10 protein-coding genes are annotated in these 16,530 nt (G+C 60.9%); 5 read left to right on the top strand and 5 right to left on the bottom strand.

The window, feature by feature from the left end; translation table 11 throughout:
- Positions 1 to 56: 56 nt before the first annotated feature.
- Entirely contained in the window at positions 57 to 779 is a 723-nt protein-coding gene (locus tag R8871_RS29685) for a (Fe-S)-binding protein (RefSeq protein WP_175053665.1), read from the bottom strand.
- 180 nt (positions 780 to 959) lie between these two features.
- On the opposite strand from R8871_RS29685, the gene R8871_RS29680 reads away from it, so the two are divergent.
- A complete protein-coding gene (locus tag R8871_RS29680) occupies positions 960 to 1,766 on the top strand; it encodes an IclR family transcriptional regulator (RefSeq protein ID WP_175053664.1) in 807 nt (268 codons plus the stop codon).
- A 104-nt stretch (positions 1,767 to 1,870) separates the two neighbouring features.
- Here R8871_RS29680 and pbpG read toward each other — a convergent pair whose 3' ends face one another.
- Entirely contained in the window at positions 1,871 to 3,055 is a 1,185-nt protein-coding gene (gene pbpG, locus R8871_RS29675) for a D-alanyl-D-alanine endopeptidase (protein WP_175053663.1), read from the bottom strand.
- A 778-nt stretch (positions 3,056 to 3,833) separates the two neighbouring features.
- On the opposite strand from pbpG, the gene R8871_RS29670 reads away from it, so the two are divergent.
- Positions 3,834 to 4,406 carry a phasin family protein gene (locus tag R8871_RS29670; protein ID WP_054038013.1) on the top strand — a complete coding sequence of 191 codons (573 nt, stop codon included), beginning with the start codon at positions 3,834 to 3,836 and terminating at the stop codon, positions 4,404 to 4,406.
- A gap of 351 nt (positions 4,407 to 4,757) precedes the next feature.
- On the opposite strand, the gene lpdA is transcribed toward R8871_RS29670, so the two are convergent.
- The 3 genes from lpdA to aceE all read right to left on the bottom strand — a co-directional run bounded on the left by lpdA (position 4,758) and on the right by aceE (position 11,235).
- Positions 4,758 to 6,533: a dihydrolipoyl dehydrogenase gene (gene lpdA, locus R8871_RS29665; protein WP_175053662.1), complete on the bottom strand. Its 1,776-nt coding sequence runs from the start codon at positions 6,531 to 6,533 to the stop codon at positions 4,758 to 4,760.
- A 260-nt stretch (positions 6,534 to 6,793) separates the two neighbouring features.
- Positions 6,794 to 8,452: a dihydrolipoyllysine-residue acetyltransferase gene (gene aceF / locus R8871_RS29660; RefSeq protein WP_175053661.1), complete on the bottom strand. Its 1,659-nt coding sequence runs from the start codon at positions 8,450 to 8,452 to the stop codon at positions 6,794 to 6,796.
- Positions 8,453 to 8,538: 86 nt separating this feature from the next.
- Positions 8,539 to 11,235, bottom strand: coding sequence for a pyruvate dehydrogenase (acetyl-transferring), homodimeric type (gene aceE / locus R8871_RS29655; protein ID WP_175053660.1), 2,697 nt, complete (start codon positions 11,233 to 11,235; stop codon positions 8,539 to 8,541).
- Positions 11,236 to 11,510: 275 nt separating this feature from the next.
- Between aceE and fixL the strand changes: the two genes are divergently transcribed.
- From fixL to R8871_RS29640, 3 genes are all read left to right on the top strand, one after another.
- Positions 11,511 to 14,027: an oxygen sensor histidine kinase FixL gene (gene fixL, locus R8871_RS29650; protein WP_154566152.1), complete on the top strand. Its 2,517-nt coding sequence runs from the start codon at positions 11,511 to 11,513 to the stop codon at positions 14,025 to 14,027.
- Complete coding sequence (gene fixJ / locus R8871_RS29645) at positions 14,024 to 14,668, top strand: oxygen response regulator transcription factor FixJ (protein ID WP_011488992.1); 645 nt, start codon at positions 14,024 to 14,026, stop codon at positions 14,666 to 14,668. Before fixL ends, fixJ begins: the two co-directional genes overlap by 4 nt.
- A gap of 524 nt (positions 14,669 to 15,192) precedes the next feature.
- Positions 15,193 to 16,524, top strand: a complete 1,332-nt coding sequence (locus tag R8871_RS29640) for a DUF3300 domain-containing protein (RefSeq protein ID WP_175053659.1) — start codon at positions 15,193 to 15,195, stop codon at positions 16,522 to 16,524.
- Positions 16,525 to 16,530: the final 6 nt, after the last annotated feature.

Genomic DNA, 16,530 nt, shown 5'->3' with positions numbered 1-16,530 from the left:
GCGCGCGAAATGGCATGCACTGAATCAACCGCGAGCTTTGGGCGCTGCGACGATCGTTAAGCGTCGCCGGCCAGCACCTGGGCGATGTGCAGCACGCGTGTCGCGGTGTCGCCCGTGCGCCGCAGGCGACCTTCAATATTGAGCATGCAGCCGAGGTCGCCGAGCACCACCGTGCCGGCGCCGCTCGCGCCGATATTCGCGCATTTCTCGTCGACGATTGCCGTGGAGATGTCGCCGTACTTGATCGCGAAGGTGCCGCCGAAGCCGCAGCAGTGCTCGCAATCTTTCATTTCAGTCACCGCCACGCCAACCTGCGCCAGCAGTGCACGCGGCTGCGTTTTGACACCCAGTTCGCGCAGCCCCGAACAGGAATCGTGGTACGTCACCTGGCCGGCGAACTCACCGGGCTGCAATTGCACCTTGGCCACGTTGAGCAGGAAATCAGTCAACTCGAACACTTTGGCGCGCAACCGGCCGAAGCGGTTCATCAGTTCCGGATCGTCGGCAAAAAGGTCGCCATAATGCGCGCGGATCATGCCGCCGCACGAACCGGACGGCACCACGACATAGTCGAACTGTTCGAATTCGCGCAGGGTTTTCTCGGCCAGATCGCGTGCGATGCGCCGCTCGCCCGAGTTGTACGCGGGCTGCCCGCAGCAGGTTTGCGCGGGGGGCACCACCACCTCGAAACCGGCGCCTTCGATCAGCTTGATGACCGAAAAACCGATCTCCGGACGCATCAGGTCGATCAGGCAGGTGACGAACAATCCGACTCGCATGAGCCCTCCTTCGGGAAAACGTCCCTGATTATCCGCTGTTTGCCGCACAATACCAACGGCCGGAAGGCATAGGACGAATGCCACGTTAAATTGGAATAGGCGTTCCAACTGCTTTCCATCTTTTCACAATACGGGATACAATCAATTTCCGCTGTTTGACGCGTCAACCGATTCCTCCCCATGAGCGATACGAACCCGGATCCCAAAACTTCGATCCAGGTGATCGAACGCATGATGCGCCTGCTCGATGCACTCGCTGCGCATAGCGACCCGGTCAGCCTGAAGGAACTCGCCATCCGCACGGAGCTGCACCCGTCCACCGCGCACCGCATCCTGAACGACATGGTGATGTGCCGGCTGGTCGACCGGTCGGATCCCGGCACTTACCGTCTCGGTATGCGCCTGCTCGAACTGGGCAATCTGGTGAAAGCGCGGCTGTCGGTACGCGACGCGGCGCTCACGCCGATGCGCGAACTGCACCGTCAAACCGGCCAGACCGTGAACCTGTCGGTGCGCCAGGGCGACGAGATCGTCTATATAGAACGCGCCTACTCCGAGCGCTCCGGCATGCAGGTGGTGCGGGCGATTGGCGGGCGGGCGCCGCTGCATCTAACCTCGGTGGGCAAACTCTTCCTCGCCGCGGACGAATCGACCCGCGTGCGCGCCTACGCCACGCGCACCGGACTGTCCGGCCACACGCAGAACAGCATCACCGATCTGACCAAGCTCGAACGTGAGCTGTCGCACGTGCGCCAACAGGCCTGCGCGCGCGATAACGAAGAACTGGAACTGGGTGTGCGCTGCATCGCAGCGGGGATTTACGACGACACCGGCAAACTGGTTGCGGGCCTGTCGCTGTCGGCCCCGGCGGATCGCCTGCAGGACTCGTGGCTGGGGCAGCTCAGCCAAACGGCTCTACTGATTTCCGAGTCGCTTGGTTATCGCCCACAGACGCCGCACGAGCATACGCATCCCCAGCACGCATAAGCGGATGGCCGCCCGTCATCCGACGAAATAAAAAAGCCTCGCATCTGCGAGGCTTTTTTTCTGGCCGGTTCGAAAACTGGCCACAAGGTGATGCCGAGGTGGCTTCAGGTGCCCGCGCCGCCGGCATCCGCGCTGGTAATGCGCGGCTGATCGCCACCGTTATCGAGCCACGTGCGCAGACGCGTCGCGTCCGCAAAGCGCGAGTACTTACCCGACGAGTCGAGCAGCACCATGATCATCGGACGACCGTGAATGGTCGCCTGCATCACAAGGCACTCGCCTGCTTCGTTAATGAAACCAGTCTTTTGCAGACCGATGTCCCACGTCGGGTTACGCACCAATGCATTCGTGCTGTTGTACGCCAGCGAACGCTTGCCGGTGTACACCTCGTAGCTGTGGTCGGTCGAGAACTTGCGGATCATCGGATACTGATACGCCGCATTGACCATCTTCACGAGGTCGCGCGCGCTCGAAACATTCTGGCTCGTCAAACCCGTGGGGTTTTCAAAATGCGTATCGGTCATGCCGAGTTGCTTGGCCTTCGCGTTCATTGCCGCGAGGAACGCCGGACGGCCGCCCGGGAAGTAACGCGACAGCGCCGCGGCCGCGCGGTTTTCCGAGGCCATCAGCGCGATGTGCAGCATGTCTTCACGCGAAAGCACCGAGCCCACCGACAGACGCGAGCCGGTGTTCTTCTCGTAATCGCGGTCTTCGTCGGTGACTTCGATCTGGTCGGTCATCGGCTCTTTCGAGTCGAGCACCACCATCGAGGTCATCAGCTTGGTGATCGACGCGATCGGCACCACGGCGCGCGAATTCTTGTCGAACAGCGATTCGCCGGTGTTCTGATCGATCACATAGGCAACGCTCGAGCGCAGCATCAGCGCGTCCGGCGTGTCGTGCAGACCGAAAGCCTGGCCGACGGTAGGCGGACGCGGTTCGTACGCGACGCGGCGCATCACCGAGTGGTGACGACCGTTCGACGAGTACGTCACGCGCTTGCGCTTGACGCTCGCGCGCGGCGCGTCGTCATCCGCAGCGGCCACGGTCTTTGCAGCGGCGCCTTTAGCGGCCTTCTTGCTCGACACTTTGTCGGCAGGGGCCGCGGCGGGCTTTTTGGCCGCTTTCGCGTGTTTGGAGGTTTTTGCCGTAGTGGCGGGCGTGGCGGCAAAAGTGCTGACAGGCGTGGCGAACGCCGCTGCGATGACCATGGAGGCGGCCACCGACAGAGCGGTGCTGCGAGCCGCGCCGTGGATCACTTTTAGCGACGAAAACATGTCGGTTTTCATGGGTGTTCAGTAGGGAGCGGCAAGAGGTTTCCGCAAGTGTAGTAAAACAACGAAAAATTAGCAATTTGAAGCACTTATACGCGCTCCTTAAACCGGCTTGTAAGCTCCGATCGCAAAAACACAAATAAGTGCCGCGTTCCGATCGAAAAAAACGATCGTCAACGCGCTTCGCCTCGCCCTTGCCGCCAGATGCCGGAATCGCACCGATTCTTTCAGCATAACGGCAATTTCGAGACAACCTTGATCAGGGGAAATACGGTCAGAGCGCAGGCATGTAAAGCCTTGCCGGCGCACCGGGACGTCGAGCGGGTACTACTGCGGGCTGTTAAACACCTGCTGGAGACCGCCAACGCGCATTCGACCGGCATAGAGCATTAACGTTCCGTGACACTTTCTGGTTTACATCGAGATGGCCAATCGACGGGTTTTTTGTCTGCATCGATTTGCCCTGCCACTCGCGCCGAGCGTGATCAGGTGGTCAAAATCTCTCCTGAAATCGGTAACAAATGCAGATTTATCCTGCACCAGTGCGGTGCGACGGACAAATCAACTTGCGTCAAACGAATGTCATGCCTGCCGCATAACGTGTTGTTTTATCAGTAATTTCTTAACATTGTGCGACGCACAAAAAACACTTGACATTCGTTAACACCATCCTAAAATGGGAACCATTGCTGCGATGCACAAAACATCGCGGTCCGGGGAGACGATCTGAGAGCGTCTCGCCACCAACCCAATGCGGTCCGCACAGACAGACCGCGATCCAGGAGCGTAAACCATGACTCTGCTGACCCCTGAGCAATTCGCTGCAGCCCAGAAAGCCAACTTTGAAACGCTGTTCGGCCTGACGACCAAAGCATTTGAAGGCGTCGAAAAGCTGGTTGAACTGAACCTGCAAGTCGTGAAATCGACGCTCGCGGAAAGCCAGGAAAATGCCCAACGCGCACTGTCGGTGAAAGACGCGCAGGAACTGCTGGCACTGCAAGCTAGCCTCGCACAGCCGGTGGCTGAAAAGGCGCTGTCGTACGGCCGTCACGTGTATGAGATCGTTTCGGCAACGCAAGGTGAGTTCACCCGCGTCGCAGAAGCCCAATTCGAAGAGCAAAACCGCAAGGTCCAGTCGCTCGTCGAAAACGTTGCGAAGAATGCCCCGGCCGGTTCGGAAACCGCTGTCGCCGTGCTGAAGTCGGCAATCACCGCCGCCAACACCACGTACGAAACGGTCCACAAGGCAACCAAGCAAGCTGTCGAAATCGCTGAAAGCAACTTCAATGCAGCCGCAACGGCCGCATCGAAGGCAGCATCGCAAGCCGCTGCACAAGCATCGCGCTCGGCAAAGAAGGCAGTCTAAGTTTCAAGCCGCCGAAGTTTCAGGCTGCACGCCGGCTCCGCCTCACGGCAGGGCCGGCGCGATTGCAGCACAGCGTGCAAGCAACAGCGTCGTGCCGTTGCCGCTCACACGGTTTCATCTGGCCGAACGAACGCTCCGATACGTTGAATAACGTATCGTTTGCCCGGCGAAAGGCCGGGATTTTTTTTCCCGCTGCCTGAGGCGCGCGGCGCATGTTACATGCGTCGCTTCGCGACAAACGCTCTACGCTGCTTGCTGCACAAAAAAACGGCGCGCCCTTTGCGGGGCGCGCCGTTTTTTTTGTGCGTCTGATTCTTCGAACCCGCCTGCACGCAGACGGGTTCAGCAGCATTACTTCTTTTTCTGCGGCGGCAAGTCGGTGCAGACGCCTTCGTACAACTCGGCGGCCATACCGATCGATTCGCCGAGCGTCGGGTGCGGGTGAATCGTCTTACCGATATCCGTTGCATCCGCACCCATCTCGACCGCGAGACACACTTCGCTGATCAGGTCGCCCGCGTTCAGACCGACGATCCCGCCGCCGATCACGCGATGCGTTTCTTCGTCGAACAGCAGCTTCGTGAAGCCTTCGTCGCGGCCGTTGGCGATAGCGCGGCCCGAGGCTGCCCACGGGAACACCGCCTTGCCGTACTTGACGCCCTCGGCCTTCAACTGGTCTTCCGTCTTGCCGGCCCACGCCACTTCCGGATCGGTGTAGGCCACCGACGGAATCTGCAGCGCATCGAAGTACGCTTTCTCGCCATGAGCCACTTCAGCGGCGACGTGAGCTTCATGCACAGCTTTGTGCGCGAGCATCGGCTGACCGACGATATCGCCGATCGCGAAGATATGCGGCACGTTGGTGCGCATCTGCTTGTCGACGTCGATAAAGCCGCGATCCGTTACAGCCACGCCAGCCTTGTCCGCGCCGATCTTCTTGCCATTCGGCGTACGGCCGACGGCGACCAGCACGAGGTCATAGCGTTGCGCTTCGGCCGGGGCCTTTTCGCCTTCGAACGACACATAGATGCCGTCGTCTTTCGCTTCTGCCGCGGTGGTTTTGGTCTTCAGCATGACGTTGGCAAAACGCTTGCTGTTGTACTTCTCCCAGACCTTGACCAGATCGCGATCCGCGCCGGCCATCAGACCGTCGAGCATTTCGACCACGTCGATCTTGGCGCCGAGCGTCGCGTAGACCGTCGCCATTTCGAGACCGATGATGCCGCCGCCGATCACCAGCATGCGTTGCGGAATCTGGCGCAGTTCGAGCGCGCCGGTCGAATCGACCACACGCGGATCTTCCGGAATGAACGGCAGCTTCACCGCTTCCGAGCCGGCGGCGATGATCGCCTGCTTGAACTTGACGACCTTCTTACCGCCTTCGGTCTGAACTTCCATGTGATACGGATCGACGAACGAACCGGTACCCGTCACGACTTCGACCTTGCGCATCTTGGCCATACCGGCGAGACCGCCGGTGAGCTTCTTGACGACGCTCGACTTGAAGTCGCGCAGCTTGTCGAGATCGATCTGCGGCTTGCCGAACGTGATGCCATGCGAGCCGAGCGCTTCCGCTTCGTCGATAACAAGGGCGGTGTGCAACAACGCCTTCGACGGAATACAGCCGACGTTCAGACAGACACCGCCGAGCGTGGAATAACGTTCGACGAGCACGGTCTTCATGCCGAGATCGGCCGAACGGAACGCAGCCGAATAACCGCCGGGGCCCGAACCGAGCACGAGCATGTCGCACTCGATATCGGCGCTGCCGGAGAAGCTACCAGCCTGCGGCGCGGGCGCTGCCGCTTTGGACGCAGGCGCAGGCGCCGGAGCAGGCGCTGCTGCCGGAGCGGGCGCTTTCTCAGGCGCCTTGGCCGGTGCTGCGTCTGCGGACGTCTCGACTAGCGCGATGAGCGTACCTTGCGAGACTTTGTCGCCGGCTTTGACGCGCACTTCCTTGACGGTGCCGGCGGTATCGCTCGGCACTTCGATGGAGGCCTTATCGGACTCGAGCGTCATCAGCGCCTGCTCGTTCTCGATGACATCGCCCGGTTTGATGTTGACTTCGATGACATCGACGTCCTTGAAGTCACCGATATCCGGCACTTTTACTTCGACGAGACTCATAGTGTCCCCTTCTCTTATTGATCGGTTGTGAGGCACGCGCAAACACGCTTAACCACTGCCTAAAAGCCGGCAACGCCCTGGACAGCAACTTCCTTTGCTGTCCGCCCAAGGACGCGCCTTTCTTTTGCTTACTTTTCTTTGGAAGACAAAGAAAAGTAAGTGCCGCCCCGCACAGGGGCAACGCTAATAGACCGCTAAGAAAGCAAGTTCAGCGAGAAACGCGGATAACTGATAAACACAGCGCCCCGCGCAACACCCGATCAAAGAATCACACGCCGAAAATCGGCAAGAATCGCACCCAGATACGCATTGAACCGCGCCGCCGCAGCACCATCGATCACACGATGGTCATACGACAACGACAGCGGCAGAATCAGACGCGGCACAAACTGCTTGCCATCCCAAACCGGCTTCATCGCGCCACGCGACAAGCCGAGAATGGCGACTTCCGGCGCATTGATAATCGGCGTGAAGTTCGTCCCGCCAATCCCACCCAGCGAAGAAATCGAGAAGCAGCCGCCTTGCATCTGATCCGGCTTCAGCTTGCCGTCACGCGCAGCCTTCGACAGCTCGGTCATTTCCTTCGCGATATCGATCAAACCCTTCTTGTCGGCATCGCGAATCACCGGAACGACCAGACCGTTCGGCGTATCGGCAGCAAACCCAATGTGGTAGTACTGCTTGAACACCAGATTGTCGCCGTCGAGACTCGCATTGAACGTCGGGAACTGCTTCAAGGCAGCAACCACCGCCTTGATCACGAATGCCAGCATCGTGAACTTCACGCCGGCCTTTTCGTTTTCCTTGTTCAACTGCACGCGCAGCGCTTCGAGATCGGTGATGTCGGCTTCATCGTTGTTCGTGACGTGCGGAATCATGACCCAGTTGCGATGCAGATTCGCGCCCGAGATCTTCTTGATGCGCGACAACGGCTTCGGATCGACCGGGCCGAACTTGGTGAAGTCCACCTTCGGCCACGGCAGCAGATTCAATTCGCCGCCACCCGCGGCAGCCGGCGCAGCAGCACCTGCCGGCGCAGCGCGTTGACCCGTCATCACACCCTTGATGAAGCCGGTCACGTCCGCTTGCGTAATACGGCCCTTCGGACCCGTGCCCTGCACCTGCGTCACGTCGACGCCGAGCTCGCGCGCGAACTTGCGCACGGACGGCGAAGCATGGCTCGCGCGGCGAGCGCCACCCTCACCCGCCTGAATCAGCGGCGCTTGGGCAAGCGCAGACGGCGAAGCCGGAGCAGGCGAAGGAGCAACCGGCGCATCCGACGGCTTCTCGAGCGCTTCCTGCTTCGCCACAGGTGCGGCAGCCGCAGCGGTCGCCGCCGCGCCATCCGCTTCCAGCACGACGATTACCGAGCCTTCCGACACGGTATCGCCGACCTTGACCTTCAGTTCCTTGACGACGCCGGCGGCCGAGCTCGGCACGTCCATGGTCGCCTTGTCGGATTCGAGCGTCACCAGCGACTGCTCTTTCTCGACGCGATCGCCGACCTTCACCGAGACTTCGATCACGGGAATGTCTTTGTAGTCGCCGATATCCGGCACTTTGACTTCCTGCAGACCACCGCCGCCGGCAGCGGGCGCCGGGGCAGGCGCAGCAGCCGGGGCCGCGGCGGGAGCCGGTGCAGCAGCAGGCGCCGGAGCCGGTGCGGCAGCAGCCGCGCCCGCGCCTTCCAGCACGACGATCAGCGAGCCTTCCGACACGTTGTCGCCAACCTTGACCTTCACTTCCTTGACGACGCCGGCGGCCGAGCTCGGCACGTCCATGGTCGCCTTGTCGGATTCCAGCGTAACGAGCGATTGCTCTTTCTCGACGGTGTCACCCGCCTTCACCAGCACCTCGATCACAGGAATGTCCTTGTAATCGCCGATGTCCGGCACCTTGACTTCGATCGCTTGACTCATTGTTAGTGTCTCCTGGGCCGCGCACGCCGCCCGCTCCTGTCGATCAGGAGCAGGCGCGCACGCCGTGGCACACGGGGAATGATGCCTTAGACGGTCATCGGGTTGGGTTTGGCGGGATCAAGGTTGTACTTCTTGAGCGCCTCGGCGACGACCTTGCGTTCGATCGTGCCTTCATCTGCCAGTGCATTCAACGCGGCAACCGTGACCCAGTAGCGGTCGACTTCAAAGAAGTGACGCAGCTTTTCGCGCGTGTCCGAACGGCCGTAGCCATCCGTGCCCAGCACGACGAACTTCTGCGGCACGAACGCGCGGATCTGTTCGGTCAGCGCGCGCACATAGTCGGTCGAAGCGATGACCGGACCTTGTGCGTCCTTCAGCAACTTCTCGACGTGCGAGAGCTTCTTCTCTTCCGTCGGGTGCAGCAGGTTCCAGCGCTGCACTTCGTGACCTTCGCGAGCCAGTTCGGTGAAGCTCGGCACGCTCCACAGGTCGGCAGCGACGCCCCAGTCGTTCTTCAGCAGATCAGCAGCGGCGATCACTTCGTTGAAGATCGTGCCCGCACCCATCAGTTGAACGCGCGGCGCCTTCTTATCAGCATCGGCCTTTTTGAACGCGTACATACCCTTGATGATGTCGGCCGCTACAGCATCGCCCTGCGGAATCGCCGGGTGCTCGTAGTTCTCGTTCATCACCGTGATGTAGTAATACACGTCTTCCTGGTCGGCAACCATGCGACGCAGACCGTCCTGCATGATGACCGCGAGTTCATAACCGAACGTCGGGTCATAGCTGATGCAGTTCGGCACCGATGCCGCCCACAGCAGCGAGTGGCCGTCTTCGTGTTGCAGACCTTCGCCGTTCAGCGTCGTGCGGCCAGCCGTGCCGCCCAGCAGGAAGCCGCGCGAACGCATGTCGCCCGCCGCCCATGCCAGATCGCCGATACGCTGGAAGCCGAACATCGAATAGAAGATGTAGAACGGGATCATGATCTCGCCGTGCGTCGAGTACGACGTCGCGGCTGCGATCCAGTCACACATACCACCGGCTTCGTTGATCCCTTCCTGCAGGATCTGGCCGGATTCCGATTCGCGGTAGAACATCAGCTGGTCGGAATCTTCCGGCACATACTTCTGGCCTTCCTGATTCCAGATACCGATCTGACGGAACAGGCCTTCCATACCGAAGGTACGCGACTCGTCCGGAACGATCGGCACGATGCGCTTACCGAGCGCCTTGTCTTTCAGCAGGATGTTCAGGATCCGCACGAACGCCATCGTCGTGGAGATCTCACGGCCTTCGCCCGTGCCCTTCAGGAGCGGCTCGAACGCGTCGAGCGCCGGCACCGGCAGCGACTCGGCCTTCTGACGACGCGCCGGCAGATAGCCGCCGAGGTCCTGACGGCGAGCGCGCATGTACTCGAGTTCCTTCGAACCTTCTTCGAACTTGAGGTACGGCACGTTGACGAGGTCTTCGTCGGGAATCGGCAGACGGAACTGATCGCGGAATTTCTTCAGCTGATCGACGTGCAGCTTCTTCTGCTGGTGGGTGATGTTCATCGCCTGGCCGGCTTCGCCCATGCCGTAGCCCTTGATCGTCTTCGCGAGGATGACGGTCGGCTGGCCCTGCGAGTTCGACGCTTCCGAGAACGCTGCGTAGATCTTGTGCGGATCGTGGCCGCCGCGGTTCAGGTTCCAGATGTCTTCATCGGACCACTCGGCAACCAGCGCCTTCAGTTCAGGCGTATTGAAGAAGTGTTCGCGAACATACGCGCCCGACTCCGACTTGTACGTCTGATATTCGCCGTCGACGACTTCCATCATCCGGCGCATCAGGGCGCCTGATTTGTCGCGTTGGAACAGCGCATCCCAGCGGCTGCCCCAGACGACCTTGATGACATTCCAGCCGGCGCCGCGGAATTCGCTTTCGAGTTCCTGAATGATCTTGCCGTTACCGCGCACCGGACCGTCGAGGCGCTGCAGGTTGCAGTTGATCACGAATACGAGGTTGTCGAGGCGTTCGCGACCGGCCATGCCGATTGCGCCGAGCGATTCCGGTTCATCCGTTTCGCCGTCGCCGAGGAAGGCCCAGACCTTGCGGCCTTGGGTCTTCGCAATGCCGCGCGCCTGCAGGTACTTCATGAAGCGCGCCTGATAGATCGCCATGATCGGGCCGAGGCCCATCGAGACGGTCGGGAATTGCCAGAAGTCAGGCATCAGCCACGGGTGCGGGTACGACGAGATGCCCTCGCCGCCCACTTCCTGACGGAAGTTGTCGAGCTGGTTCTCGGTCAGACGGCCAAGCAGGAACGCGCGCGAGTAGACACCCGGCGACGAGTGGCCCTGCACGAACACGAGGTCGCCGCCATGTTCAGCCGACGGTGCATGCCAGAAGTGGTTGTAGCCGACGTCGTACAGCGTGGCAGCCGACGCGAACGAGGCGATGTGGCCGCCGACGTTCGTGTCCTTGCCCGCGCGCAGCACCATGGCGATGGCGTTCCAGCGCGTGTACGAGCGAATCCGGTGTTCGAGGTCCTGGTCGCCGGGAATCGGCGCCTGACGCGACACGGGAATCGTATTGATGTAGGGGGTGTTTGCAGAGAACGGGAGATGTTCGCCGTGTACACGAGCGAATTCGATCTGTTTCTCGATCAGATAGTGAGCGCGATCGGGGCCCACAGCAGAAATCACGCCATCCAGCGCTTCCAGCCATTCGCCGGTTTCCTGGGGATCGTCGTCTTTTTCGGCAGCGACATATTTCATGACTTCGTCGGGTACAGCGGACATGCTCGTCTCCTGGATATAGAGGAACGCTCTTTGAACAGACGACGCGGACGAAGCACGGCCGCGGCAGCTTCGGCCGATTGTAAAAGGGGTCCCGACGTCTGCGCAACAAAAATTTCGAATCACGAGATCGATTCTCATAATGCGGAAAATTGTTGCGGCGCAACCTGATTTGACTGCCGATCGACCGATACGTCGGCTAGTTTGCGCCGAATAACAGTTCTTTCAGCGCTTTTTTGCGCCATTTGCTAGTGACCCGCTGCGCTACAATGCCACGCATGTTGACCGAACGGCTTTTCGCTCGCTCGGCGCGCACCGCTGGTTCGCCGGCGGATTCGACGCCGTCCTCCCGCTGGCACCACGGACCGTGGTGGTCGAACTCCTATTTGCTCACGCCGCTGCTGTCGATCCTGGTTTTCCTGGTCGTCATGAGCCTGATTCTGTGGAGCCTGAACCGGCGCGAACAGCAGCAACAGGAAGACACGCTCTACCGCAACGTCGCGTGGGCGCAGCAGCAGATCCGCCTGTCCATGACGGGCGCGCAGGAACAGATTCAGGCCCTCGCCCGCGATCTCGTCGCCGGCCACGCCGATCCGCATTCATTCCAGGTGTCCACCACTGACATCATGCAGGGGCATCCCGAGATCCTCTACATGAACTGGTACACGAGCCTGCAGCAGCCGCGCTGGCCTAATACCGCACTTCCCGTGTTCGGCCAGCGTCTCGCCAAGCCGAACGACGCGCAGATGGACGAGGCCGTCAAAGCCGCCTTCAACGAGGCGCGCAATACGCGCCGCCAGGTGTACTCGCCGCTGATTTACGACGACCTCGGCAACGGCTACATCACGCTGCAGACGCCGGTCTACCGCGACCGCGATTTCCTCGGCACGATTGCCGCCGTGTTCTCGGTGGAAGGCATCCTGAAGCACGACATTCCGCCCGAGTTGTCGGCGAAATACAAAATCTCGATCATCGACGTGAACAACCGCGAGTTGACCACCACGTCGACCCGCCCGCGCCTGCCGCGTGACATGTTTTACGATCTGCCGCTCGACCCGCCGGGCCAGGGCGTCTCGGTACGCGTCTACGCGTTCCCGCAGATGACCAACTTCACCAACAACACGCTGGTGTGGCTGGTAGCCGGCCTGTCGTGCTTCGTGTTGTGGAGTCTGTGGAGCTTGTGGAAACACACACGGCAACGTTTCGAGGCGCAGCAGGCGCTCTACGCCGAAGCGTTCTTCCGGCGCGCGATGGAAAACTCGGTGCTGATCGGTATGCGCGTGCTCGACATGCACGGTCGCATCACACACGTTAATCCGGCCTTCTGCCGCATGACCGGTTGGGATGAAAGCGATCTGGTCGGCAAGAATGCGCCGTTCGCTTACTGGCCGCGCGACGCCTACCCTGAGATGCAACGCCAGCTCGACATGACGCTGCGCGGCAAGGCGCCCTCTTCGGGCTTCGAATTGCGCGTGCGCCGCAAGGACGGATCGCTCTTCCATGCACGCCTCTATGTGTCGCCGCTGATCGACAGCTCGGGCCGCCAGACCGGCTGGATGTCGTCGATGACCGACATCACCGAACCGAAACGCGCACGCGAAGAGCTCGCCGCCGCACACGAACGCTTCACAACCGTCCTCGAAAGCCTCGACGCCGCCGTCTCCGTGCTGGCCGCCGACGAAGCCGAGCTACTGTTCGCCAACCGCTACTACCGGCATCTCTTCGGCATTCGCCCGGACGGTCATCTGGAATTGGCGGGCGGCGGGTTCGATAGCGCACAGGCGTCGTCCGATTCGATCGATATGGTGGATGCATACGCGGGTCTGCCAGCCGCCGCGTTGACCGAAAGCACTGCCGACGCGCAGGAAGTCTACGTGCAAAGCATCCAGAAATGGTTCGAAGTGCGCCGCCAGTACATCCAGTGGGTGGACGGCCACCTCGCGCAGATGCAGATCGCAACTGACATCACCACCCGCAAGCAGGCGCAGGAACTCTCGCGTCAGCAGGACGAAAAGCTGCAGTTCACCAGCCGCCTGATGACGATGGGCGAAATGGCCTCGTCGCTCGCGCACGAACTGAATCAGCCGCTCGCCGCGATCAATAACTATTGCTCTGGAACCGTAGCGCTGGTTAAATCCGGTCGGACGACGCCTGACAATCTCTTGCCTGTGCTCGAGAAAACCGCCCAACAGGCAGTGCGGGCTGGCATGATCATCAAGCGCATTCGCGAGTTCGTTAAACGCAGCGAGCCGAAACGCCAGGCTACGCGCGTGGCCGATATCGTCGCCGATGCCGTGGGTCTCGCCGAACTCGAAGCGCGCAAGCGCAAGATTCGCATCGTGACCGATTTGCGCTCGCGCCTGCCGGTGATTTACGTCGACCCGGTGCTGATCGAGCAGGTGTTGGTTAACCTGCTGAAGAACGGCGTCGAGGCCATGCACGACGCGCGCCCGAATGCGGTTGACCCCGTGATTCGCGTCGTCGTGCGGCTGGAAAGCGGGTTTGTCTGCATCAGCGTCGTCGACCAGGGACCGGGAGTCGACGAAGCGACAGCCGAGCGTCTGTTTGAACCGTTTTACAGCACCAAGTCCGATGGTATGGGCATGGGGTTGAATATTTGCCGTTCGATTATCGAATCGCACCGCGGCCGTCTGTGGGTGGTCAACAACGTCGAATCTGACGGCCACATCACAGGCGCCACGTTCCATTGCAGTCTGCCTATTGGAGAGCCTGACGGCCCGAGCAACGGCGGGTCAGAGGCGCCGACACCACAAACCGTTACGGGAGAGCTATGAACAGCCCAGTCACCACACAGGAAACTGTCTTTGTCGTCGACGACGACGAGGCCGTGCGAGATTCGCTGCGCTGGCTGCTGGAGGCGAACGGCTACCGCGTGCAATGCTTCTCCAGCGCCGAGCAATTCATCGACGCATGGCAGCCGCATACGCATCCGGGCCAGATCGCTTGTCTGATTCTCGATGTGCGGATGTCCGGCATGAGCGGGCTCGAGTTGCAGGAACGCCTGATCGCCGACAACGCGTCGTTGCCGATCATCTTCGTGACGGGCCACGGCGACGTGCCGATGGCTGTGTCGACGATGAAAAAAGGCGCCATGGACTTCATCGAAAAACCGTTCGACGAAGCCGAATTGCGCAAGCTGGTCGAGCGCATGCTCGACAAGGCGCGTAGCGAAAGCACCAGTGTGCAGCAGCAACGCGCTGCGGCAGAACGTCTCGGCAAGCTGACCGCGCGTGAACATCAGGTGCTTGAGCGCATCATCGCCGGCCGCCTGAACAAGCAGATCGCCGACGACCTCGGCATCAGCATCAAGACGGTTGAAGCGCACCGCGCGAACATCATGGAAAAGCTCAACGTCAACACGGTCGCCGATCTGCTGCGACTGGCGCTGTCGAACAAGCCGCAACCGGCGCAATAAATATAACGACCGCGGCGCAGCCCGCGGTTCGCTATTGCATTCAACGGCCGGACTGTCGAAAAGTCCGGTCTGCTCCATTCTCATCTCTTCCCTTCTCCCGCTTCGCAACAGCGACGCGCGGCATAGCTCGACGCGTGCGCATCGTCTTCAATTAATCATTACGCATTACTCAGCAAACGCTTACGCTGCGCAGCAATAACTTCTTTCCTCCGACAAGATTGACAAGCTTGACTGCGCCCCTTAATTTATAAAGAACTCCTTAGCAGGAATCTTTGATGCCCGATGAACGCAGGACAAGTGTGCTGTCGTTGTCGTATGCGGCGTCGCCATGCGATGCAAATCAGTTAAATCTCGGCCGCATTGCCGAGGCATCAGTCATATCGAACGGTTCAAGCGAAGCTGAGCCGCCCCTTACCCGCTTTATTCACCTCGTTCGCTTCCTTCTCCATTCCAACGCGTGAAAGCAACGCAGCATGCGCTGCGCATCGATCACGCGCGTCTAACGCAGCCGGGAGGATTTCATCGTGAAACGATCCGGAACACACCGTTCGCGTGTGTTGCTTGTTTGCGCCGCTCTTGCGGGCGCACCACTCTTCGTCGGTCTGGCCATGCCGAGCGCGGTCTATGCGCAAAGCGCCGCGAAGCTGTCGAACCAGCAACTCGATTCGCTGACTGCGCCCATCGCGCTCTATCCCGATGCACTGCTTGCGCAGGTGCTGATGGCCGCCACCTTCCCACAAGACGTACAGGCTGCGGCCGCATGGTCGAAGGCAAACTCGAAATTGCAAGGCGATGACGCCGTCAAAGCAGTCGCGTCCGAGCCCTGGGACCCGAGCGTGCAGTCACTCGTCGCCTTCCCGCAGGTCCTCGCGACGATGGCGTCGAAACCCGATTGGGTCTCGCAACTCGGCACGGCCTTTCTGGGCCAGTCGAATGACGTGATGGACTCCGTGCAACGCCTGCGTAAAGAGGCGCAGGCCGCCGGCAATCTGAAAACGAGTTCGCAGCAGAAAGTCGTGGTCGAGCAGAGCACGATTCAGATCGTGCCGGCCAATCCGCAAGTGGTCTACGTGCCTACCTATAACCCGACTGTGGTGTACGGCACGTGGCCCTATCCCGCCTACCCGCCCGTGTATGTGCCACCGCCACCCGGCTACGCAATCGCGAGCGGTTTGGCGGCCGGCCTTGCGTTCGGCGCCGGTGTCGCAGTTGCCAATTCGCTGTGGGGTGGCTTCAACTGGAACACGCACGACGTCAACATCAACGTGAACCGCTACAACAACATCAATGTGAACAACCGGCTCAACGTGAACAGCAGCACGACGAACTGGAACCGCAACACCAACGTCAATCGCAACGTCAACAACGCGAACATCAACCGCAACGTCAATAACAACCTCAGCGGCGCACAGCGCGATGCCTATCGCGGCCGTGACGACGCCGCACGTGCAGAGGCGCAGCAGACCTTGCAGAACCGTACCGGACAGAACCTGGGCGGCAATGCAAGCCAGCGCGTACAAGGGATTCACCAGGGCGGCACACAGAACGCCGATTTGCAGAACCGCGCGCAGAACGCCAATCGCGATAACGCGTTACGCGGCGCCGGTGACGGCAATGCCGCGCGGCAGGATACGCAACGCGGCGAGGCGAGCCGCAACGCGGCCGCGAACCGTTCCGGCGGCGGCCTCGGCGCCAATGGCGGCGGTCAGCAACGCACGGGCGGCGGTCTCGGTGCAAACGGCGGCGGCGTCCAGCGCGGCGGTGGTGGCGGTGGCAACTTCGGCGGCGGTGGTGGCGGCAGACTGGGCGGTGGCGGTGGCGGCGGCGGTGAGCGCCACCTCGGCCGCAACCGTTGAACGATC

The sequence above is a fragment of the Paraburkholderia sediminicola genome (genome assembly GCF_902859805.1).
In the GTDB taxonomy this organism is placed as follows: domain Bacteria; phylum Pseudomonadota; class Gammaproteobacteria; order Burkholderiales; family Burkholderiaceae; genus Paraburkholderia; species Paraburkholderia sediminicola.
This window is presented reverse-complemented; position numbering and strand designations above follow the sequence as displayed.

Coding starts and splice junctions, on each gene's coding strand:
- R8871_RS29685 (WP_175053665.1), bottom strand. CDS start 779: ATGCGAGTCGGATTGTTCGTCACCTGCCTGATCGACCTGATGCGTCCG.
- R8871_RS29680 (WP_175053664.1), top strand. CDS start 960: ATGAGCGATACGAACCCGGATCCCAAAACTTCGATCCAGGTGATCGAA.
- pbpG (WP_175053663.1), bottom strand. CDS start 3,055: ATGAAAACCGACATGTTTTCGTCGCTAAAAGTGATCCACGGCGCGGCT.
- R8871_RS29670 (WP_054038013.1), top strand. CDS start 3,834: ATGACTCTGCTGACCCCTGAGCAATTCGCTGCAGCCCAGAAAGCCAAC.
- lpdA (WP_175053662.1), bottom strand. CDS start 6,533: ATGAGTCTCGTCGAAGTAAAAGTGCCGGATATCGGTGACTTCAAGGAC.
- aceF (WP_175053661.1), bottom strand. CDS start 8,452: ATGAGTCAAGCGATCGAAGTCAAGGTGCCGGACATCGGCGATTACAAG.
- aceE (WP_175053660.1), bottom strand. CDS start 11,235: ATGTCCGCTGTACCCGACGAAGTCATGAAATATGTCGCTGCCGAAAAA.
- fixL (WP_154566152.1), top strand. CDS start 11,511: ATGTTGACCGAACGGCTTTTCGCTCGCTCGGCGCGCACCGCTGGTTCG.
- fixJ (WP_011488992.1), top strand. CDS start 14,024: ATGAACAGCCCAGTCACCACACAGGAAACTGTCTTTGTCGTCGACGAC.